This window comes from Pseudomonas sp. GW821-FHT09C08 (assembly GCF_059418125.1).
In genome coordinates, this window is the sequence record NZ_JBWKPG010000007.1 from 256,429 (window position 1) to 277,427 (window position 20,999).

Annotated in this window: 21 protein-coding genes and 1 riboswitch; of the genes, 14 read left to right on the forward strand and 7 right to left on the reverse strand. The window is 61.1% G+C overall.

The features are described from left to right. Window positions 1-107: 107 nt before the first annotated feature. A complete protein-coding gene (locus AC07OJ_RS23915; RefSeq protein WP_065900748.1) occupies window positions 108-395 on the forward strand; it encodes a PA4642 family protein in 288 nt (95 codons plus the stop codon). A 69-nt stretch (window positions 396-464) separates the two neighbouring features. On the opposite strand, the gene mqo is transcribed toward AC07OJ_RS23915, so the two are convergent. Beyond that, complete coding sequence (gene mqo / locus AC07OJ_RS23920; RefSeq protein WP_065900751.1) at window positions 465-1,973, reverse strand: malate dehydrogenase (quinone); 1,509 nt, start codon at window positions 1,971-1,973, stop codon at window positions 465-467. A 395-nt stretch (window positions 1,974-2,368) separates the two neighbouring features. On the opposite strand from mqo, the gene AC07OJ_RS23925 reads away from it, so the two are divergent. Beyond that, on the forward strand, window positions 2,369-2,692 hold the full coding sequence (locus tag AC07OJ_RS23925) for a hypothetical protein (protein WP_495095312.1): 324 nt from the start codon (window positions 2,369-2,371) through the stop codon (window positions 2,690-2,692). 8 nt (window positions 2,693-2,700) lie between these two features. Here the strand turns inward: AC07OJ_RS23925 and AC07OJ_RS23930 are convergent, their stop codons facing one another. Next, window positions 2,701-2,934 (reverse strand): hypothetical protein, encoded by a 234-nt coding sequence (locus tag AC07OJ_RS23930; protein WP_065900757.1) that lies wholly within the window; start codon window positions 2,932-2,934, stop codon window positions 2,701-2,703. A gap of 194 nt (window positions 2,935-3,128) precedes the next feature. Between AC07OJ_RS23930 and AC07OJ_RS23935 the strand changes: the two genes are divergently transcribed. Continuing rightward, window positions 3,129-3,713, forward strand: a complete 585-nt coding sequence (locus AC07OJ_RS23935) for a YajG family lipoprotein (protein ID WP_065900759.1) — start codon at window positions 3,129-3,131, stop codon at window positions 3,711-3,713. Window positions 3,714-3,770: 57 nt separating this feature from the next. Here the strand turns inward: AC07OJ_RS23935 and AC07OJ_RS23940 are convergent, their stop codons facing one another. Then, window positions 3,771-3,980, reverse strand: a complete 210-nt coding sequence (locus AC07OJ_RS23940; RefSeq protein WP_065900761.1) for a hypothetical protein — start codon at window positions 3,978-3,980, stop codon at window positions 3,771-3,773. Window positions 3,981-4,164: 184 nt separating this feature from the next. On the opposite strand from AC07OJ_RS23940, the gene AC07OJ_RS23945 reads away from it, so the two are divergent. Beyond that, a complete protein-coding gene (locus AC07OJ_RS23945) occupies window positions 4,165-4,422 on the forward strand; it encodes a hypothetical protein (protein ID WP_065900763.1) in 258 nt (85 codons plus the stop codon). Window positions 4,423-4,579: 157 nt separating this feature from the next. On the opposite strand, the gene AC07OJ_RS23950 is transcribed toward AC07OJ_RS23945, so the two are convergent. Further along, on the reverse strand, window positions 4,580-5,743 hold the full coding sequence (locus tag AC07OJ_RS23950) for a 1-acyl-sn-glycerol-3-phosphate acyltransferase (protein WP_177343919.1): 1,164 nt from the start codon (window positions 5,741-5,743) through the stop codon (window positions 4,580-4,582). A 133-nt stretch (window positions 5,744-5,876) separates the two neighbouring features. Here AC07OJ_RS23950 and AC07OJ_RS23955 point away from each other — a divergent pair, with 133 nt between their 5' ends. From AC07OJ_RS23955 to AC07OJ_RS23970, 4 genes are all read left to right on the forward strand, one after another. Beyond that, complete coding sequence (locus AC07OJ_RS23955) at window positions 5,877-6,059, forward strand: CPXCG motif-containing cysteine-rich protein (RefSeq protein WP_495095313.1); 183 nt, start codon at window positions 5,877-5,879, stop codon at window positions 6,057-6,059. Window positions 6,060-6,070: 11 nt separating this feature from the next. Next, on the forward strand, window positions 6,071-6,331 hold the full coding sequence (locus AC07OJ_RS23960) for a putative signal transducing protein (RefSeq protein WP_064450739.1): 261 nt from the start codon (window positions 6,071-6,073) through the stop codon (window positions 6,329-6,331). A gap of 36 nt (window positions 6,332-6,367) precedes the next feature. Beyond that, the gene (locus AC07OJ_RS23965; protein ID WP_495095314.1) at window positions 6,368-6,988 is read left to right on the forward strand and encodes an SOS response-associated peptidase; all 621 of its coding nucleotides are present in this window, start codon (window positions 6,368-6,370) and stop codon (window positions 6,986-6,988) included. Window positions 6,989-7,263: 275 nt separating this feature from the next. Then, window positions 7,264-8,082, forward strand: coding sequence for a M48 family metallopeptidase (locus AC07OJ_RS23970; protein WP_065900771.1), 819 nt, complete (start codon window positions 7,264-7,266; stop codon window positions 8,080-8,082). Window positions 8,083-8,175: 93 nt separating this feature from the next. Here the strand turns inward: AC07OJ_RS23970 and AC07OJ_RS23975 are convergent, their stop codons facing one another. The 3 genes from AC07OJ_RS23975 to AC07OJ_RS23985 form a co-directional block, all read right to left on the reverse strand. Then, window positions 8,176-8,760 (reverse strand): TMEM165/GDT1 family protein, encoded by a 585-nt coding sequence (locus AC07OJ_RS23975; protein ID WP_004372026.1) that lies wholly within the window; start codon window positions 8,758-8,760, stop codon window positions 8,176-8,178. 88 nt (window positions 8,761-8,848) lie between these two features. After that, window positions 8,849-8,970, reverse strand: a riboswitch (yybP-ykoY riboswitch). 50 nt (window positions 8,971-9,020) lie between these two features. Continuing rightward, window positions 9,021-10,019, reverse strand: a complete 999-nt coding sequence (locus AC07OJ_RS23980; protein ID WP_495095315.1) for a methyltransferase — start codon at window positions 10,017-10,019, stop codon at window positions 9,021-9,023. Between the two features lie 30 nt (window positions 10,020-10,049). Then, window positions 10,050-11,015: a 2-hydroxyacid dehydrogenase gene (locus tag AC07OJ_RS23985; protein ID WP_495095316.1), complete on the reverse strand. Its 966-nt coding sequence runs from the start codon at window positions 11,013-11,015 to the stop codon at window positions 10,050-10,052. 84 nt (window positions 11,016-11,099) lie between these two features. On the opposite strand from AC07OJ_RS23985, the gene AC07OJ_RS23990 reads away from it, so the two are divergent. The 6 genes from AC07OJ_RS23990 to AC07OJ_RS24015 all read left to right on the forward strand — a co-directional run bounded on the left by AC07OJ_RS23990 (window position 11,100) and on the right by AC07OJ_RS24015 (window position 20,914). Further along, window positions 11,100-11,732: a LysE family translocator gene (locus tag AC07OJ_RS23990; protein ID WP_025855566.1), complete on the forward strand. Its 633-nt coding sequence runs from the start codon at window positions 11,100-11,102 to the stop codon at window positions 11,730-11,732. 131 nt (window positions 11,733-11,863) lie between these two features. Continuing rightward, window positions 11,864-13,546 carry a fatty acid--CoA ligase gene (locus AC07OJ_RS23995; protein WP_065900780.1) on the forward strand — a complete coding sequence of 561 codons (1,683 nt, stop codon included), beginning with the start codon at window positions 11,864-11,866 and terminating at the stop codon, window positions 13,544-13,546. A gap of 330 nt (window positions 13,547-13,876) precedes the next feature. Continuing rightward, the gene (locus AC07OJ_RS24000; protein WP_065900783.1) at window positions 13,877-15,745 is read left to right on the forward strand and encodes a DUF1302 domain-containing protein; all 1,869 of its coding nucleotides are present in this window, start codon (window positions 13,877-13,879) and stop codon (window positions 15,743-15,745) included. A gap of 30 nt (window positions 15,746-15,775) precedes the next feature. Next, window positions 15,776-17,140, forward strand: a complete 1,365-nt coding sequence (locus tag AC07OJ_RS24005) for a DUF1329 domain-containing protein (RefSeq protein ID WP_065900787.1) — start codon at window positions 15,776-15,778, stop codon at window positions 17,138-17,140. 250 nt (window positions 17,141-17,390) lie between these two features. Beyond that, the gene (locus AC07OJ_RS24010) at window positions 17,391-20,120 is read left to right on the forward strand and encodes a winged helix-turn-helix domain-containing protein (RefSeq protein WP_495095317.1); all 2,730 of its coding nucleotides are present in this window, start codon (window positions 17,391-17,393) and stop codon (window positions 20,118-20,120) included. Between the two features lie 149 nt (window positions 20,121-20,269). Continuing rightward, on the forward strand, window positions 20,270-20,914 hold the full coding sequence (locus AC07OJ_RS24015) for an MBL fold metallo-hydrolase (RefSeq protein ID WP_495095318.1): 645 nt from the start codon (window positions 20,270-20,272) through the stop codon (window positions 20,912-20,914). The last annotated feature ends 85 nt before the right edge of the window (window positions 20,915-20,999 follow it).

A 20,999-nucleotide genomic window follows, 5' to 3' on the forward strand; every position in this document is an offset into this window, starting at 1 on the left:
CATCGCAGGCAAGCCAGCTCCCACATTGAACGTGTGTTGCTTCCGCAGCGTTCGCCCCGCAGGTAAACTGCGTTTCCCGTGTAAATGTCTGCAGGCTGGAGTCGGTAATGCGTAAAGATAAGAAACAGGTGATTGGTGACGAGATCGGCGACGATCAGATCAAGTTGTTCCTGGACTTCGAGCCGGTCGACGCGACTTCACCGTCCCTGCACAAACTGATCAAGGCTTACCGTGGCCTGCGTATCGACGATTTCGAACGGTTCCTGGGCTTTTTCAAGGAAGCCGGCCTGGACCTGGACGGCAAGGACGAGCATGGCCAGACCTTTGTCGACCTGATCAAGGACCAGCGCAACGCCGCCGAGTACATCGAGCTGATCGATAACGCGCGCAGCTGATTATCCCGGCCATAAAAAAACGCCCCGTTCTCAGGCCGAGAGCGGGGCGTTTTTTATTGCTGCACGGCCTTAAGCGTAGCTTTCGGCTTCGTTGCTTTGCTCAACCAGTTCCAGGCTGATGTTGTTCTGCGCGTTGATCTTGCGATACAGCTCGGCATCGGTCTCCAGGACCTTTTCGCGAGCCGGGAAGATCTCGTGCAGCTTGGTTGCCCACTCGCCTGCAGCCTTCTGTGGGAAGCAGCGCTCGATCAGTTCCAGCATGATCGACACGGTCACCGAAGCGCCAGGGGAGGCGCCCAGCAGTGCCGCCAGTGAACCGTCCTTGGCCGCGACCAGCTCGGTGCCAAATTGCAGCACGCCGCCTTTTTTCGGGTCTTTCTTGATGATCTGCACCCGTTGGCCGGCCACTTCCAGGCGCCAGTCCTCGGCTTTCGCTTCAGGGTAGAAGCGGCGCAGGGATTCCAGTCGCTGCTCCATGGACTGGCGCACTTCGCTGACCAGGTACTTGGTCAGGTCCATGTTGTCGCGGGCCACGGCGAGCATCGGGCCGATGTTGCCGGCACGGATCGACAGAGGCAGGTCGAGGAACGAGCCGTGCTTGAGGAACTTGGTGGTGAACCCGGCATATGGCCCGAACAGCAGGGACTTCTTGCCATCGACCACGCGGGTGTCCAGGTGCGGCACGGACATCGGCGGCGAACCCACGGCGGCCTGGCTGTAGACCTTGGCCTGGTGGTGCTTGACCACTTCCGGGTTGTCGCAACGCAGCCACTGGCCACTGACCGGGAAACCGCCAAAACCTTTGCTTTCTTCGATGCCCGAGGCTTGCAGCAACGGCAGGGCCGCACCACCTGCGCCGAGGAACACGAACTTGGCGTCCACTTCGCGGCTGTTGCCGCTGTTGACGTCCTTGATGCTCACGGTCCAGCCGGCGCCGTTGCGCTTGAGGCCGGTCACGCGCTTGCTGTACTTGACCTGGGCATCCGGCGAACTGGTCAGGTGGCTGAGCAACTGGTTGGTCAGGGCGCCGAAGTTGACGTCGGTGCCGTTCATCACGCGGGTGGCAGCGATTTTTTCGTCGAGCGGGCGGCCCGGCATCATCAACGGCATCCACTCGGCCATCTCATTGCGGTCTTCGGTGTAGTGCATGTCCGAGAACGCGTGGTGCTGGCTGAGGGATTCAAAGCGCTTCTTGAGGAACGACACGCCTTTTTCGCCCTGCACGAAGCTCAGGTGCGGGACTGGGCTGATAAAGGACTTGGACGAGCCAAAGGTGCCCTTTTTGGTCAGGTACGCCCAGAACTGCTTCGAGACCTCGAACTGGGTGTTGATGTGCACGGCTTTCTTGATGTCGATGGAGCCATCGGCGGCCTGCGGCGTGTAGTTCAGCTCACACAGGCCGGCGTGGCCGGTACCGGCGTTGTTCCACGGGTTGGAACTCTCCGCGGCACCCGAATCCATCAGCTCAACGACTTCCAGCTTGAGGCCGGGGTCGAGCTCTTTGAGCAATACGGCCAGGGTGGCACTCATGATGCCGGCCCCTACCAGTACTACGTCGACTGCTTCGTTATGCGCCATTTAACGCGTCTCCAAAATCTGCAGCACCAAATTGACGGCATGGCTGCCAGGAGTGACGGGGCGGTTCACGTGTTGCCCCAGGTTACCCATGGCCAGGATCGCCATGTCCGATTCGCAATTCTTTGCAATTTCAGCGCACGCTTCCTGCCGGCTAATCTGCCTATGAACGCATTCATGGGCGCCTGTGGCAATTCGACTTATGGTCAAAGCGTGCGATTCGTGCAACCAATCCGTAGCGGACAGGCTCAAGCTCCGGTTGTTGAGGAGTACTCGGTCCTGTGTGGTTGGGCTGTTCCAGACGCTGATGGTGCTTGTACAAACGCCAAACTATTCATTTGCTCGCCACACTCTTGTGAAGTTGTGAAAACCCGTTTTTTTCACGCTCTTTTGAAGACGTGAACCTCAAAAAAGGGCTGCCCCAGCGTGGCACCTGGCCCGCACAACCTTTGCCGAGACGCGGCAAGACGGGCAAACAACTCAAGTGGCCGAGCGCAATGGCAGCTCTGGCAGATTCGGTAAAGAGGGGTGGTTTGCAAAGAAAACAGCAAGCGCGCCAGCTTCACTCGATCTGTGTGGGCGGCTCTCTGTGGGCGATTCTTGAGGTTAATGCCGAGGCATTAACGATGCTGCGAGGCCCGATCAGGAGACGTCCTTATAATCGGGGGGAGATTGTAGCGAAGAACGCCAAGGAAATGGGCGTGTTTTATGACTTTTATTAGGACTTCGGTCAGGCGGCCAACGGCTGGTGGCGGGGCGACCGCGCAGGGCGTGGGCTGACGCGTGCGCTGGCCGGCAATGGGTGGTGCATCCAGCTCAGGCGAATCTCTTCGATTTCTACCCAGCCTTCGCCGACCGGAGGCTGGTGGCACTCTTTAAAGGCCTGGCAGCGACCTTGCACATCGAGCAGGGCGAACTGGCGAAGGGCGGGTTTGCGGGTAAACAGAGACCAGAGAAAATGCATGGCGATCAACCTCCTGAGATTGGGGCCAAGCATGCCCGCGTGGGATGACGAGCCCATGTAACGGCTGTGACATCTGGGTTACAACGAACCGCGATCTCGGCTACAGGTCACAGGTTGTAACTGGCGCTAGTTCCGCGCAGTGGCGCCCCGCTATACTGCCGGCCTGTCGGTACCTGATTTCTGGAGAGAAGAGCATGTTGCAACGCCTGTTGTTCGGTTTGATCACTGTGACCAGCTTGACCCTGGTTGGCTGCGCCAACAGCCCGCAACAACTGAGCCCTGAGCCGAAAATCACCACGCAACTGGCTCCGGTGGGCCATGGCCAGCCGGTGTCGGTGCGGGTCGTGGATGGTCGTCCGTCGCCAACCCTGGGTTCCCGTGGTGGCCTGTACCCTGAAACCGCCCTGGTGTCGGTGAACGGCCAGGACGTGTTGCCCAAGCTGCAGGCCCAGGCCGAAGCTGCCGTGCGTTTGCTGGGTTTCACCCCGGCCAACTCGCCGGGCGCGCCTCAACTGACCATTACCCTGGCCGAGCTGAAGTACCAGTCGCCCAAGGAAGGCCTGTACGTGACTGAAGCCTCGATTGGCGCGACGTTCAAGTCCGACGTCACTGCCGGCACGCGTCGCTACAGCGGCCGCTACGGCGCTTCGCTCAACCAGCGTTTCGGCATGGCGCCGAACCAGGAAACCAACACCAAGCTGGTCAGCGACGTGCTGAGCGATGCCCTGACCCGCCTGTTCAAGGATCCAAGCATCGGTTCATTGCTCAGCTCGCAATAACCGCTTACTAAAAAAGCCGGGCTCAGCGATGAGCCCGGCTTTTTTTCGCCTTCAGTTTCATGCGGCGGTGTCGATACAGAAATCCAGCAGGCTCACCCCCGTCAACCCATCGGCCTCCGGCAGGTCCGCATGCTGATGCCCGCCCAGGGCGCAATACACCAGCCAATGGCGGTCCTGGACGTTGAACGCCAGCCCGCCGATCAGCGCCTCTTGCTCATCGCTGGGGGCGATCAGATACAACCGATCCTGGTTTTGCGCGTGCAGCATGACAAGCTCCCGAACGTTCGAAGGGCAACAGAGTGGCCTGTTAAGGTGACGTTCAGGTGACGCTGTAAATTACTGGATACATTAGCCGTTCATGGGGGAGGGAGCATTTTCGGGCGCTGGAGGCCACTATCGTTCAGGTTTGTATCTGAATTGATACCAAGACACTGTATTCCTGAGGTTTGCGATGGCGCTGCCCGCACTATTGATCAACGCTGTGGCTTTATTGGTGGCCTGCCCTGGGGCGGCCCTGCTGTTTTTTACCCGCCTGCGCGAACAGCGCGCGATGGCCGACCTGGCCGCGCAAAGCGAAGACCGCGCGATCGACCAACCGATGTTGTTTCTGGATGTGCGCACCGAACGGGCGCATCGACTGGCTTACCGCGTCGGTTTCGCCTGCCTGGGGTTGGCACTGGCCATCTCGTGGCTGAGCACCCACCTCTGAAAAAACCGCTGAACAGATCTGGGAGCGGGCTTGCGTGGGAGCTGGCTTGCCTGCGATAGCATCACCTCAGTGTGACTGATACACCGAGGTGTCTGCATCGCGGGCATGCACGGCTCCTATACAAGCCCGCTTCTACACAAGATGGTTCGTACAGCGGTTAGAGTGGAATTCCCGCCTTGACCCGATATTGATTGCGCACCGGTGTTGCATATTGCACCACCAGGAACGGCCGGTGCTCGGCCGGGCATTCGTTCAGGCGGCGCTCCCATTCAGCCTTGGCCTTGGCCAGTTCGTCCGCCGGGAACACCTCGGCCGCCGTCGGCACCTGTAATTGCGGGTCGGCGTCGCTCCATTGCTGATACGCCAGGTAGTGCACCGGGAACAGCCGGTAACCGCCGAGAATCTGCCGGTCCATTTCCACCGCCAGCAGCTTGGTGTCTTCGAAACGCTCGGTGATCGGCGGCGCGAAGTTGATGTGCACCCGGCCCTTGTAGCCGGTGATACCCAAGGCAATGCTCACGTCATCTTCGCCCGGCGCCTTGGTGTAGGTGCCGGTTGTGGCGCGGATATACAGCTCGCGGGCCTTGGCCGCGTCGCATGGGTCGTACTCGTAGCTGATGGACACCGGCGTCAGGTTCAGCGACTGGATGACCTCGGCAAACGGCTCGTCCTTGCGGCTGACGTGGAACATCTTGAGGATCGCCGACTCGGTGCGATCATCCCCATCCTTGGCGCGGCCTTCGGCCTGGGCGATCCAGATGGACTGGCAGTCGTTGCGGATCGAATGGTTGATGTAGGCCGACAGCAGGTTATACGCCGCCATCTTCTCCTTTCGCCCGGTGATCGAGCGGTGCACGATAAAGCTCTTGTTCAAGCGCATCAGGTCGCTGACAAACGGCTTTTGCAGCAGGTTGTCGCCGATGGCGATGCGCGGTGTCGGCAGGCCGGCGTGGTACACGGCGTAGTTGACGAAAGCCGGGTCCATCACGATATCGCGGTGGTTGGCCAGGAACAGGTAGGCGATGCCGGACTTGAGTTGCTCGACGCCGGTATAGGTCACGCCGTCGGTCGCCCGGTCGATGGTGTGATCGACGTAGTACTCGACTTTGTCCTGCAGCGTGGCCACGGTAGTGACGCCGGCAAACTCACGGCGCAATTTGCGGGCGATCATCGGCTTGAGCAGCCAGCCCAGGGCGCCGGCAAAGCGCGGGAAGCGGAAGTGGGTCAGGATGTCCAGAAAGGCCTTGTCACTGAACAGTCGGGCCAGCACTGCCGGGACTTCGCTGTCGTTGTAAGGTCGGATGGTATCGAATTCGCCCATCATGCTCTCTTGTTAGAAACGGCTAGGGTAAGTAGAGGAAATACCAGGGGGCGGCCGGAGTAATGGGCTCGGCCGAACGATAACCCTGTAAATAGACCGGCGATTATACGCACAAGTCACCTTGGAGGCTGCGATGCTGGAAACCGCGACGTACGATTGTCCTTATTGTGGTGAAGTGGTCGATACAACGGTGGATTTATCGGGTGGCGATCAGATCTATATAGAAGACTGCCAGGTGTGCTGCCGGCCGATCACCTTCGTTCTTCAGGTCCATGATGAAGAATGGATGCTTGAAACCCGTAGCGAAAATGAATAGCGGGGGCGCCCATGCAGCGAATCTACGAACCGGAAAACCTGATGGAAGGCGAGCTGTTGCAACAGATGCTCGCCAGCGAAGGTATCGAAGCGCACCTGGTGGGCCGCCATTTGCTCGGCGGCACCGGCGAGCTGCCGATCTTCGGCCTGCTGGGGCTGGAGGTGGACAACGACCAGGCGGCCTACGCCCGCGAGCTGATTACCGCCTACATCGGCGCGCAGCCGTTACCCGGGGATGAACCCGACAGCTTCCCCGACGTGCTGGTCTGTTAGGCTGTCGGTCGGTTTACCCAAGAGTCGTGTTGCCCCATGTGTGGACGTTATGCCCTGTTTCGCTGGAACCCCACCTTTGCTGCCTTGCCGGGCTTTCCGGCGGACCAGCAGGCCCAGTGGAACATCTCTCCGAACGATTCGGTGCTGATCCAGCGCCAGAGCGAAGGCCAGCGCACCCTGGCTCGCGCCCGCTGGGGCCTGACGCCGCCGTGGCTGACGGACCTGTCCCGCACGCCGGCTCATGCCCGCGCTGAAACCCTGGCCGAACAACCGATGTTTCGCGAAGCGTTTCGCCAGCGCCGTTGCCTGCTGCCCGCCAATGGTTTCTACGAATGGCGCGGTACCCAGCGCAAACGCCCCTATTGGTTGACGCCGGGCGAGGGCTCCACGTTGTTTTTTGCCGCGATCTGGGAGGCCTACCCGGTGCAGGAGCAGGTGTGGCTGAGCACGGCGGTAGTGACGCAAGCCGCGCAGAGTCAGCGACGACCATTGATCCTGGACGCTGACGGGCAGGCCGCCTGGTTGGATCCGGAGACCCCACTGCATGTGCTGCAAGGCCTGCTGGCCAGTGAGCCCGTCGCGTTGCGCGAGCGGGTCCTGGCCAATATGGTCAACGATCCCAAGCTCAACGGGCCGGAGTGCCTGACCCCGGCCTGAGTCTGGGGTTTATGGGGTGTAGGTGCGGGCCGCATCGCAGGCAAGCCAGCTCCCACATTTGGAACTGTGAGTACACTCCGATGTGAGCGCTGGCTTGCCTGCGACAGGGCCCTCGAGACCGCCAAAAGCTCAACCTTGAACGGATGGATCCGCGGCGCCGCCGCAGTAAGGGCGTGTGGGATGTATCCGAAAATGAGTGGTTAAACGTCTGTTGTATCTGGCGTCGATACACACGAGCGCCTACGATACGCGCCATGTTTTCAGGGAGAGCGTTTATGAAGAAATCATTGGCGGTAAGTGTGTTGGCGGCAGCGGTGTTGCTGGCCGGGTGCCAGTCGGTCAATACCACCAGCGGCGGCGCCGTTGGGGTAGAGCGCAAGCAATACATGTTCAGCATGCTGTCGAGCCAGGAAGTCGACCAGATGTATGCCCAGTCCTACCAGCAGACCCTGGGCGAAGCCAGTGGCAAAGGCCTGGTGGACAAGACCAGCGCCAACGCCAAGCGCGTGCAGGCGATCGCCAACCGCTTGATCGCCCAGGCGCCCACGTTCCGCCCCGATGCGGCGCAGTGGAAGTGGGAAGTGAACCTGATCAAAAGTGATGAGATGAACGCCAACTGCGGGCCTGGCGGCAAGATTTTCGTGTACAGCGCGTTGATCGATAACCTCAAGCTCACCGATGACGAATTGGCCGCGGTGATGGGTCATGAAATTGCCCACGCCTTGCGTGAACATGGCCGCGAAGCCATGTCCAAGGCCTACGGGATCGAGATGGCGAAGCAGGGCGCCGGCGCGTTGTTCGGCCTGGGCCAGGACAGCCTGGCACTCGCGGACACGGTGGCCAACTACGGCATGACCTTGCCCAACAGTCGCAGCAATGAAAACGAAGCGGACCTGATCGGCCTGGAGCTGGCGGCGCGTGCGGGCTACAACCCGAACGCCGCCATCACGCTGTGGAACAAAATGGCCAAGGCTTCCGAAGGCGCGCCACCGGAGTTCATGAGTACTCACCCGGCGTCCGACAGCCGGATCGCCTCGTTGCAGGCGGCAATTCCGAAGGTGATGCCGCTGTACCAGCAAGCCAAGAAATCTTGATTAAACGCTGAGCCCTTGTAGGGGCCCGGCTTGCCGGCGATGGCGTCCTGAAGATCGCTATCGCCGGCAAGCCGGACTCCTGCAGGTGGTGTGCTAGATCCAGCCGCTGCTTTGCATGGCCTTGTACACCGCCACGATTGCCAGGATGAAAAACGCCGTGGCGGCCAGTCGGCGAATCAAGGTCAGCGGCAGTTTCTCTGCAGCAAAATTCCCCGCCAGAACCACCGGTACGTTGGCAATCAACATGCCCAGGGTGGTGCCGATAATCACCAGCCACAGCTCCGGGTATTGCGCCGCCAGCATCACCGTGGCGATCTGCGTCTTGTCACCGATTTCTGCGAGGAAAAACGCGATCAGCGTGGTCAGGAATGGCCCGAACTTGCGCGTGGTGCTGGCTTCGTCATCGTCGAGTTTGTCCGGCACCAGGGTCCACAACGCCGTGGCGCAGAAGCTCGCCGCGAGTATCCAGTGCAACACTGCATCCGAGAAGAAACTGCCAAACCAGGCCCCCACGGCACCGGCGGCCGCATGGTTGGCCAGGGTCGCGGCGACGATGCCGGCGATGATCGGCCAGGGCTTGCGAAAGCGAGCAGCGAGAATGAGCGCGAGCAGTTGCGTCTTGTCGCCGATTTCGGCCAAGGCAACGATTGCGGTAGGAACGAGTAGTGAATCCAGCATCAGGTAAGTTTCCAGGGGCGGGTCGACACGGCTATGACACGTACAGCCTTCCCGCCCCGGGTAAGGTGTGCGTGTCATAGGTCTTGTCAAACCCCGGTCCGTCTGTGCGGACTCCTGGGTCGCATACGCCATGGCCTGTTGACCAAGTATGTTGACGTATGCCGGACGAGCGTGGCGCTCGTGGGAGACTACTCCCCTAGGACGGAGCGGATTCTGCCTAGGCAAAACCCATTCGGCAAGCCTTCTTTTTCAAATTGCCATTAGCCGCGCTTGGCACGATAAATGCGAAAACCGTTGCCTTCGGCCTTGATCGCACACACGCCCAGATGCTCCTCGATCAGCGGCTGGTACTTCAGGAAGCTATTCGCGATCAAGCGTAGTTCGCCGCCTTTTGCCAGATGTTTGGCAGCTTTTCGCAGCAGGTTCTCGGTGGCGAAATAATCGGTATGCACGCCGACATGGAACGGCGGATTGCTCAGGATCGCGTTCAAACCCATCGGCGCGGCATCGATGCCGTCACCGGTCAACACCTCGGCTTCCAGGCCATTGGCGGCCAGGGTCAGACGGCTGCTGGCGGCGGCAAAGGCATCCACATCCAGCATCGTCACGGTGTTGTGCGGGTAGCGACGTTTTACCGCAGCCCCGAGCACGCCGGCGCCGCAACCGAAGTCGAGCAAATGGCCGCTCGGCAACTTATCCAAATGCTCCAGCAACAGCTCGGTACCGCGGTCCAGGCGACCGTGGCTGAACACGCCGGGCAGGCTCACGACCTTGAGTGGCCCTTCGGCCAGCGGGACGTCGAAGACCTGCGCGAGGCTTTGCAGGTCGACCGCCTGCGGCGCGTTGGCCACCGTAACCTGCCACAGCTGGCAATGGCGCGCGTTGTCGAGCTTGCGTGGTTTGCCAAAGGGGATCAGCTGTTTGGCGGCGCTTTCGATGCCGCCTTTTTTCTCGCCGACCAGAAACAGCTCGGCGCCGGGCAGTCGCGCGGCCACGGCGTTGAGCAGGTAGTCGGTGAGGTCCTTGGACTTGGGCAGGAAGATCACCGCCGCATCAAACGTACGCTCGGGCACCGTCACGCCGAACTGGCTGCGCGCGGGGAAACGCGCCTCGAGCGCTGTCTGGTCGCCGGCATGCCAACTCCAGCCGTGGGCGTTGGGCAGGCGACCCAGCAGGTCGTCGGCAGGCAAACCTACCAGCAGCAGGTTGCCTTGAAAAAGTTCGGCCTGACGAAGCAGTACTTCACTGCGCGGATCCATGGTCTGCTCCTTGAAAAGGGGCGCAGTTTATCAACTCACAACGCGCAGCGGGGCGCCGCTGAAAAAGCCCCGGGCGTTTTCCGTCAGTTGCCCGACGATGCGCTGGCGCGCCTCGCGACTGCCCCAGGCATTGTGCGGGGTGACAATCAGCCGAGGGATATCACCGGCCAGCAGCGGGTTACCGTTGACCGGCGGTTCCACGCTCAATACGTCGGTCGCCGCGCCACCCAGGTGACCGCTGCGCAACGCGTCTGCCAGGGCCTGCTCGTTGATCAAGCCACCGCGCGCGGTGTTGACGATGAACGCGCCGGGCTTGAGCAGCGCCAGTTCGCGGGCGCCGATAAAGTCGCGGGTGTGCTCGTTGAGCGGGCAGTGCAGGGTCAGCGCGTCGACCTGCGCCAGTAATTCATCCAGCGGCACGCGGTCGGCGCGGGCAGGGCGGCCCGGGATCGCGCCGAGCAGCACGCGCATGCCAAAGGCTTCGGCCAGGCGTGCGACCGCGCTGCCCAGCTCGCCATGGCCCAGCAGGCCGAGGGTTTTGCCTTCCAGCTCGACAATCGGGTAGTCCAGCAGGCAGAACTGCTTGGCTTGCTGCCATTTGCCGGCGGCCACGTCCCGCTGATAGTCCTTCAAGCGCGTCGCCAGATTGAGCAGCAACATGATCGTGTGCTGTGCAACCGACGGAGTGCCGTAGCCCTGGCAGTTACTCACGGTGATGCCATGCGCGCGGGCGGCCTCAAGGTCGACGTTGTTGGTGCCGGTGGCCGACACCAGGATCAGCTTGAGTTGCGGGCACGCCGCCAGGGTTTCGGTGCTCAGCGCGATTTTGTTGCTGATCACCACGTCGACGCCCTGCAGGCGCTCGACCACGTTCTGGGGCGTGGTGTCGGTGAACAGCTGCAACTCGCTGAAGGTGTTGCGCAACTCACTGAGGTCAAGGTCCCCCAGGTCCAGGGACGGGTGATCAAGGAAGACGGCGCGGCGATTGTTCGTCATCAACTGTACCTTTTGCGACTGAGTTCGAAGGCGTAATCTGCCGAGCCTATCAGATGAAATAATCAGTTACTTAATGGAGTGAGTATGTACGTCGCCGAGTTTTTGACCGTGGCCTTGATTCACTTGTTGGCGGTGGCCAGCCCTGGCCCGGATTTCGCCGTGGTGGTGCGCGAAAGTGTTACCCACGGCCGTCGCGCCGGCACCTGGACCGCGCTGGGGGTGGGCTCGGCGATTTTCCTGCACGTGGGGTATTCGCTGCTCGGTATCGGTTTGATCGTGTCCCAGTCCATCGTGTTGTTCAACGCGCTCAAGTGGGCGGCGGCGGCCTACCTGTTGTACATCGGTTTCAAGGCCCTGCGCGCGCAGCCGGCCAAGCCTGCCGCCGAGGGCGAGTTGCACCGTGAAGCCGGTGAGCGCACCCCGCGCGGCGCGTTTACCGCAGGTTTCGTGACCAATGGCTTGAACCCCAAGGCCACGCTGTTCTTCCTCTCGCTGTTCACCGTCGTCATCAACCCGCACACGCCGCTGGCGATCCAGGCCGGTTACGGCGTGTACCTGGCGGTGGCGACGGCGCTGTGGTTCTGCCTAGTGGCGATGCTGTTCAGCCAGCAGCGCGTGCGCGCAGGTTTTGCGCGGATGGGGCACTGGTTCGATCGGACCATGGGCGCGGTGTTGATTGCGATTGGGGTGAAGCTGGCATTCACCAGCATGAAATAAGGCCAATACTGGCGCAAAGCTAGCATTCACAAGGGTCTGCAAATCATTCCTTTGGCTGATTTGGCTGAAACATAAGGTCTCTAAAGTGCAGGCCTACAAGCCAAGACCGTGCAGTCATTAAAGGGATTCTTATGTTGCAGACCCGTGTTATCCCGCCCGCCGAAGGCGCTTACCAGTACCCGCTGTTGATCAAGCGCCTGTTGATGTCCGGTACCCGATACGAGAAGACCCGGGAGATCGTCTACCGCGACAAACTGCGCTACACCTACCCGACCCTGACCGAACGGGTTGCCCGCCTGGCCAACGTATTGACCGAGGCCGGGGTCAAGGCCGGTGACACCGTGGCGGTGATGGACTGGGACAGCCACCGTTACCTGGAATGCATGTTCGCCATCCCGATGATCGGCGCGGTGATCCACACCATCAACGTGCGGCTGTCGCCGGAACAGATTCTCTACACCATGAACCACGCCGAGGACCGCTTCGTGCTGGTCAACAGCGAGTTCGTGGGGCTCTACCAGGCTATCGCCTCGCAGCTCACTACCGTCGACAAAACCTTGCTGCTCACCGACGGCGACGCTAAAACCGCCGAGTTGCCCCACCTGGTCGGCGAGTACGAAACCCTGCTGGCGGCCGCCAGCCCGAAGTACGATTTCCAGGATTTCGACGAAAATTCCGTCGCCACCACCTTCTACACCACCGGTACCACCGGTAACCCTAAAGGCGTGTACTTCACCCATCGCCAGTTGGTGCTGCACACGATTGGCGTGGCGACCATCATGGGCAGCGTCGACAGCGTGCGCCTGCTCGGCACGAACGACGTGTACATGCCGATCACGCCGATGTTCCACGTGCATGCCTGGGGCTTGCCGTATGTGGCGACCATGCTCGGTCTGAAACAGGTCTATCCCGGCCGCTACGACCCCGAATACCTGGTGGAGTTGTGGCGCAAGGAAAAGGTCACTTTCTCTCACTGCGTGCCGACCATCCTGCAGATGCTGCTCAACGCCAAGGCTGCCCAGGGCGTGGATTTTGCTGGCTGGAAAATCGTCATCGGCGGCAGCGCCCTCAACCGTTCGCTGTATGAAGCGTCCAAGGCACGCGGGATTCAACTGACCGCCGCGTACGGCATGTCCGAGACCGGCCCGCTGGTGTCCTGCGCCCACCTCAACGAAGAGCTGATGGCGGGCACCGAGGACGAGCGCACCACGTATCGCATCAAGGCCGGCGTACCCGGGCCGTTGGTGGAGGCGGCGATCATCGACGGTGACGGGAATTTCCTGCCGGCCGATGGCGAGTCCCAGGGCGAGTTGGTGCTGCGCGCGCCGTGGCTCTCGGAAGGCTATTTCAACGAGCCGCAGAAGGGTGCCGAGCTGTGGGCGGGTGGCTGGATGCACACGGGCGACGTGGCCACGCTGGATGCCTTCGGCGTGATCGATATCCGCGACCGCATCAAGGACGTGATCAAGACTGGGGGCGAGTGGATCTCTTCCCTGGCCCTCGAAGACCTGGTCAGCCGGCACCCGGCGGTACGCGAAGTAGCGGTGGTGGGCATCGCCGACCCGCAGTGGGGCGAGCGCCCGTTTGCATTGCTGGTGGTGCGTGATGGCCATGTGATAGGGGCCCGTGAACTCAAGGAACACCTCAAGCCGTTCGTGGAGCTGGGCCATTTGAGCAAGTGGGCGATTCCGAACCAGATCGCCGTTGTTACGGAAATTCCCAAGACCAGTGTCGGCAAACTCGACAAAAAACGTATCCGCATCGACATCATTGAATGGCAGGCCAACAACAGTACGTTCCTGTCCACCCTCTGAGCCGCTTGGCCGTGCCCAAAAGGCACGGCAATGCTCTATCTCGCGCCTTCACTTGTGATTTGCCAATTTTCAGCCATCCTTGCCGCGTCGGCCCTCGCCGACATGGCGAAAGGGTTGTGGCAGACGGGTTGGTGATGCAAATCACACTTTAGAGGGATCAAGCGCTACCCCCTGCTGGCTATAGTCCCTTCCAGAGTTTTTCACGGATGTTCCGCTTCGGGCCATGGGGGCCCGGTTGCCGAGCGGCATTGGAATCGTTGTATTCCGGCCGTTACACGCATCACAGAAAGAACTCACTGCCATAACAATAATGCACATGGAGTAGCGTCGATGACCTCAGTAAACCAGTTCTGGCGCCGGGCGAAGTTGCCCCTGGCCGTCAGTCTCGCCTCTACGCTCGCCGGGCCCGCATTCGGCGTCAGTTTCAATATCGGTGAAATCGAAGGGAGTTTTGACTCGTCTCTTTCCGTGGGGGCCAGTTGGTCGACAGCCAAGCCCAACCAGGATCTCATTGGTGCCAACAATGGCGGCAATGGCCTGTCCCAGACATCCGATGACGGCCACTTGAACTTCAAGCGTGGTGAGACGTTCTCGAAAATTTTCAAGGGTATCCATGATCTGGAGCTGAAATACGGCGATACCGGCGTATTTGTGCGTGGCAAGTACTGGTATGACTTCGAACTCAAGGATGAAAGCCGCGAGTTCAAGGACATCAGCGACAACAACCGTAAAGAGGGTGCGAAATCCTCGGGTGGACAGATTCTCGACGCGTTCATCTACCACAACTACGCGATTGCCGATCAACCTGGCAGCGTGCGGTTCGGTAAGCAGGTAGTGAGCTGGGGCGAAAGTACTTTTATCGGTGGCGGCATCAACTCCATCAACCCGATCGATGTGTCTGCATTCCGTCGTCCGGGGGCTGAGGTCAAGGAAGGTTTGATTCCGGTCAATATGTTCTATGTGTCGCAGACACTGACCGATAACCTTTCGGCGGAGGCGTTCTATCAGTTGGAGTGGGACCAGACGGTTACCGACAACTGCGGTACGTTTTTCTCGCAGCCGGACATCGTTTCCGATGGCTGCAAGGACAACCTGCGCGTGCTGAACAGCCGTCGTACGTTGCCGGCAGCACTCAACCCAGGGTTGGCAGCTGCAGGTGTGGACGTCAACAACGAGGGCGTGCTGGTTCGGCGCGGTCCAGACCGCGATGCCCGTGACAGCGGACAGTTCGGGGTCGCGTTCCATTACAACTTCGAGCCGCTGGACACAGAGTTCGGCGCCTACTTTATGAATTATCACAGCCGTGCGCCGATTTTCAGTGCCCAGGGCGCACCGCAATCGGCCTATACCGGCCCTACACCTGGGCTGCCGCCACAATTGCGGCCCTTGGTTGTCGCGGGTAATTCCAACTACTTCATCGAGTACCCGGAAGATATCCGTCTGTATGGCTTGAGCTTCTCTACCACGCTTCCTACAGGTACTGCCTGGAGTGGTGAGTTGAGCTACCGCCCTAACGCGCCCGTACAGTTGAACTCTACGGACATCCTGTTCGCCGGCGTTAAACCTATTGGTGGGCCGGTACTGGGCAATGCTTCGTTGCTCAACGGCAGCCCGGGGCAGGACTTGCATGGCTATCGCCGCAAAGAGATCAGCCAGTTCCAAACAACGTTTACTCACTTCTTCGACCAAGTCATGGGTGCCAGCCGCTTGACGCTGGTAGGTGAAGTTGGCGTTACCCATGTGGGCGGGCTGGAGAGCAAGTCAGACGTACGTTACGGTCGCGACCCTGTCTTCGGTCCGGGTTCGTTACCTAACAATGCCTGTGCGGCATTGAACCTCTCGACTGCCCAAGGCGCCGGCCTGGGTAATGCCAACGGGCTGAACACCAACTGCAACAATGATGGTTTCACCACAGCCACTTCGTGGGGCTATCGCGGTCGGGCTATCTGGGAATACCCGGATGTCTTCGCGGGTGTGAACCTCAAACCGAACGTGGCATGGTCCCATGACGTCAAGGGCTACTCTCCTGGGCCGGGCGCCAACTTTGAAGAAGGCCGCAAAGCCGTGAGCCTTGGCCTGGACGCCGAATACCAGAACACCTACACCGCCAGCCTCAACTACACCAACTTCTTCGGTGGCGATTTCACTACGGTGAATGACCGCGATTTTGTTGCGCTCAGCCTCGGCGTGAACTTCTAAGCACACTGTATTTTCAGGAAGAACCAGAACATGAAAATAACTAAAAGTCTGTTGCACGTGGGTGTGCTTGGGCTGTCGATCCTGGCGAGCAACGTCATGGCGGCAGTCTCGGCGGATGAAGCGGCCAAGCTGGGTACGACCCTGACGCCGATGGGGGCCGAGATGGCCGGTAACGCGGCAGGCACCATTCCGAAATGGACGCCATTGCCGACCAACGCCGGCGCTGTCGACGCGCGTGGTTTCCTGGCCAACCCTTACGCCAGCGAACAGCCGCAGTTCACCATCACCGCGGCGAACGTCGAGCAATACAAGGACAAGCTGGCGCCGGGCCAATACGCGATGTTCAAGCGTTATCCGGACACCTTCAAGATGCCGGTCTACCCGACTCATCGCGGCGCCACCGTGCCGGCTGATGTGTTCGCCGCCATCAAGAAGAACGCCACCACCACCAACCTGGTGTCCGGCGGCAACGGCCTGGAAAACTTCGAAACCGCGATTCCGTTCCCAATCCCGAAAAGCGGCGTGGAAGTCATCTGGAACCACATCACCCGCTATCGCGGCGGCAGCGTGACCCGCCTGGTGACCCAGGCCACGCCGCAAACCAACGGCTCGTTCAGCCTGGTGTACTTCAAAGACCAGTTCGTGTTCCGCGACAAGATGAAGGATTTCGATCCGAAGAATCCGGGCAACGTGTTGTTCTACTTCAAGCAGCAAGTGACCGCGCCGGCACGTCTGGCCGGTGGTGTACTGCTGGTGCACGAGACCCTGGACCAGGTGAAGGAGCCGCGCTCGGCGTGGGTCTACAACGCTGGCCAGCGCCGTGTGCGCCGGGCGCCGCAAGTGTCCTATGACGGCCCGGGTACCGCCGCCGACGGCCTGCGTACCTCCGACAACCTCGACATGTACAACGGTGCGCCGGATCGCTACGACTGGAAACTGGAAGGCAAGAAGGAAATCTACATCGCCTCCAACAGCTACAAGATCGACGATCCGAAGCTCAAGTACGCCGACATCATCAAGGCCGGCCACATCAACCAGGACCTGGCACGCTACGAGCTGCGCCGCGTGTGGCACGTGGTTGCGACCCTGAAGGAAGGCCAGCGCCACATCTATGCCAAGCGTGACTTCTTCATCGACGAAGACACCTGGCAAGCCGCGGTCATCGACCACTACGACGGTCGTGGCCAACTGTGGCGCGTCGCCGAAGCGCATGCCGAGAACTACTACGACAAGCAAGTGCCGTGGTACGCCCTGGAAACCCTCTACGACCTGCAGTCCGGCCGCTACCTGGCCCTGGGCATGAAGAACGAAGAGAAGCAGGCCTATGACTTCGGTTTCACCGCCACCACCAGCGACTTCACCCCCGCAGCCCTGCGCCAGGATGGTGTTCGCTAAGCCCGCAATCCCTCGATAGGGAAGCCGGCCCCGTGTAGGAGCTGGCTTGCCAGCGATAGCATCCCCTCGGTGCAACTGACAGACCGAGGCGCCTGCATCGCCGGCAAGCCAGCTCCTGCTTTTTTGTGGTGAGATTTTTTGTCGCAGTTCTTTTCAGTCATTTGTTGCAAAGATCTACAAACCTGCCGCTTTTACCGCTAGTCTGCGGACATCTGCAATGCCGACAACAGCCTTCTACAAGAGCCCGGCGATGACTGATCTGTCCCGAATCCAAGGGCCTGCCAGCGCGGTAATCCCGACCCTGGAAGGTCGTTTCTACAGGCCACCGCTGCCTGACGGCTACGTGCTGCGACCGCGTTTGTGCGAACGCCTGGCTGCTGGGCTGGAAGGTCGCCTGCTCTTGGTCAGTGCGCCGGCGGGGTTCGGCAAGAGTTCGTTGGCGGTGGAGTTCTGCCAGGGTTTGCCTGCTCACTGGCAAAGCCTGTGGTTGGGCCTGAGCCCGCGCGACAATGACCCCGGGCGTTTCCTCGAGCGCCTGCTCGATGGCTTGCAGCAATTCTTCCCGCAACTTGGCGCCCAATCCCTGGGCCTGCTGAAGATGCGCCAGCGTCACCAACCTTTCGCCTTTGAAGAGTGGCTCGATGGCCTGCTCGATGAACTGACCGTACACCTGTCCAGCCGTGCACCGCTGTTGCTGGTGCTGGATGACTACCATCTGGCCCAGGGCCCGGTGCTCGACCGCTGCCTGCAATTTTTCCTCAATCATTTGCCTGATGGGCTGGTGGTGCTGGTCACCAGTCGCCAGCGGCCGGATTGGCATTTGGCGCGCCTGCGCCTGTCGCGGCACTTGCTCGAGTTGCATGAACAGGACTTGCGCCTGACCCATGCCGAATCCCTGGCCGTGCTGGACCACCACAGCAGTTCATTGCGCGGCGAGGCCCTCGACAACCTGATCCGCCGTAGTGAGGGCTGGGTTGCCGGCCTGCGTTTCTGGTTGCTGGCCGCGTCCGAAGCCGGCAGTGAAGGCGTCTTGCCGCAAAGCCTGCATGGCGGTGAAGGGCTGATTCGCGATTACCTGTTGGAAGAGGTGATCGACTGCCTGCCGGCCGAAGTGCAGGCCTTCCTGTTCGACACCGCCCCCCAGGAGCGCTTTTGCAGCGAGCTGTGCGACGCGGTGCGTGAAGCCCACGACAGCGCGGAAATCCTGCGGTACCTGCAATCCCACCAGGTGTTCCTGGTGCCGCTGGATGAGCAGGGCCATTGGTTCCGGTATCACCATCTGTTCTCCGACCTGCTGCGCACCCGCCGTGCCAGCAGCAATGTGCTGCCTGCCGCCAGCCTGCACCTGCGTGCCTGCCGTTGGTTCAACGCCCAGGGCTTGATCGATGAGGCGGTGGAGCAGGCGCTGCGCGCCGGGCATCTGGACGTGGCCGCCAACCTGGTACAGAACCTGTCCGAGGAGCAACTGCTGGCCGAGCAAAATGTCGGCATGCTGCTGCGCTGGAAAATGGACTTGCCCGACAGCCTGTTGATCAGTACGCCGCGCTTGATCGTGCTCTACAGCTGGGCCTTGGGCCTGGCCTGCCAGTTGGACGCGGCGGAAGAGTTGTCGAGCTACCTCAGTCGCTTCCTGCCGGCACCGTCGGCAACCGCGCAGAAATCGATGCTGGCCCAATGGCTGGCGCTGAGCGGGATCATCGCGCGTGGGCGGGGCGATCGCGAGCTGACCCAGCGTTATTGCAGCGAAGCCTTGGAAAGCCTGCCGCAACGCCGTTATGGCCAACGGCTGATGTGCCTGTCGACCCTCTCGAACCTGGCCATCGTCGACGCCGACCTGTGGCGCGCGCGCGGCTTGAATCGCGAGTCGCTGGAGCTGGCGCAGCGCGTCGGCAACCCGCTGTTCGAGGCGCTGGCGCATTACGACCGCGCGCGGGTACTGCAGGCGCGCGGTGAAATCCTGCGGTCTTTGGATGAGGTTCGCCAAGGCCTGCAGCGCCTGCACGGGCTGGCTCCACAGCGGCTTTACGCGGTGCGCGCGCGGTTATCGCTCTATGAAGGTTATCTGTTGCTGGTGCGGTTCGAGCCCGAGGCCGGCCTGGCTCGCCTGCGTGCCGGTCTCGCCGAGGCCCGTGCGTGCCGCGACATCAGTGTGCTGATCGGACATTGTGTGATCGCCAGTTTCGAAGGGCGCCGCGCGGATTTCCCCAAGGCCTTCGCCGAACTCGCCGAAGCCGAACGCCTGATGCACATCTGGGACGTGCCGCCGATCTACTACCTGGCGATGATTACCCTGATCAAATGCGAACTCTGGCTGGCCCAGGGCCGCACCGACCTGGCTGACGCCTGGCTGACGCGCCTGGGGCAAACCTACAACGGTGAACACGCCGCCGCGGCGCCGGAGTTTCATCCCCATTTGCCGCAACATATCGGGCTGCAACAGGCTGCACTGGATGCCACTCGCCATCAGCCCGAGGCGGCGCTGCAACGGCTTGAAGCGCTGGCGCAACAGGCCCACAACAGCGGGCGCCAGATGATTGCACTGATGGCCCTGACTCAGCAGGCGCAGTTGTTGCTCGAGAACGGCGACGAGGCCAAGGCTCGACCGATAGTGGCACAGGCGCTGGAGGCGGGCGCGGGCGGCGCGCTGCAACCGTTCCAGCGGCTGCTGGAAAACCACCCGGACTGGATGCGCGAGCAACTCGGCAAGGATCCCCACGGTTTGCTCAATCAGAGCCTCCTGGCCCGGCTGCCGGCGGTCATTGTGGTCGAGGCGTCACCCAACCACGAAACCTTGAGCGCCCGCGAGCTGGCGGTCCTGCAATTGATCGCCCAGGGCTGTTCGAACCAGGAAATCAGCAACCGATTGTTCATCTCCCTGCACACGGTCAAGACCCATGCGAGCCATATCAACAGCAAGCTCGGGGTAGAGCGGCGCACCCAGGCGGTGGCGCGGGCGCAGGAATTGAGGCTGATTGGGTAAAGCATCCAGCTTCCTGCCGACCGAGCCTGTCAGGGGGAGCAAGCGTTCTGTGGCGAGCGAGTTTGCTCGCGTTCGGCTGCGCAGCCGCCGCAGTCTGTTTTAATAGTGCAATCAGAACATCACCTTGCACTTGCACCAGAGGCCCGCCCATGAACACCCCCAAGCCGACACTCATCCGCGAAACCTTTCCCGTCGGCCCGTTGCAGTGCAACTGCACCATCATCGGCGATTCCGTCACTAAAAAGGCCATCGTGGTCGACCCGGGCGGCAACCACGAATTGATCCTGGCACGTCTCGATGCGCTGGGCCTGAAAGTGGTGAGCATCATCCACACTCACGCTCATCTCGATCACTTCCTGGCATCGGGCCAGTTGAAAGAGAAAACCGGCGCCACCCTGCATCTGCACAAGGAGGACCAATTCCTCTGGGACAACCTGGAAATGCAATGCCAGATGTTTGGTGTGCCCTACACCCCGGTGCCCGCGCCGGACCGCTGGCTGGCCGATGACGAAGAGCTGGCCTGCGGTTGCGGTGTGGCACTGCATACGCCGGGGCACACGCCGGGGTCGATGAGTTTCTGGTTTGCGGAGGCCAAGCTGCTGATTGCCGGCGACACGCTGTTTCGGCGCGGAGTCGGCCGCACGGACTTGTGGGGCGGCGACCAGGCAACGATCGTGCGTTCGATCAAGCAGCGGCTCTACACACTTGATGAAGGTGCGACAGTGGTGACGGGGCATGGACCGGATACGCGCCTGGGGGATGAGATGCGCGAGAACCCGTTTGTAAGGGCGTGAAGGACTAATCCCAAGGGCATGGCTGACCTTTAGCGGGCAAACGTTGTAGCAAAAAACACAGGTCGCATTCAGGAACCGTCTGCTA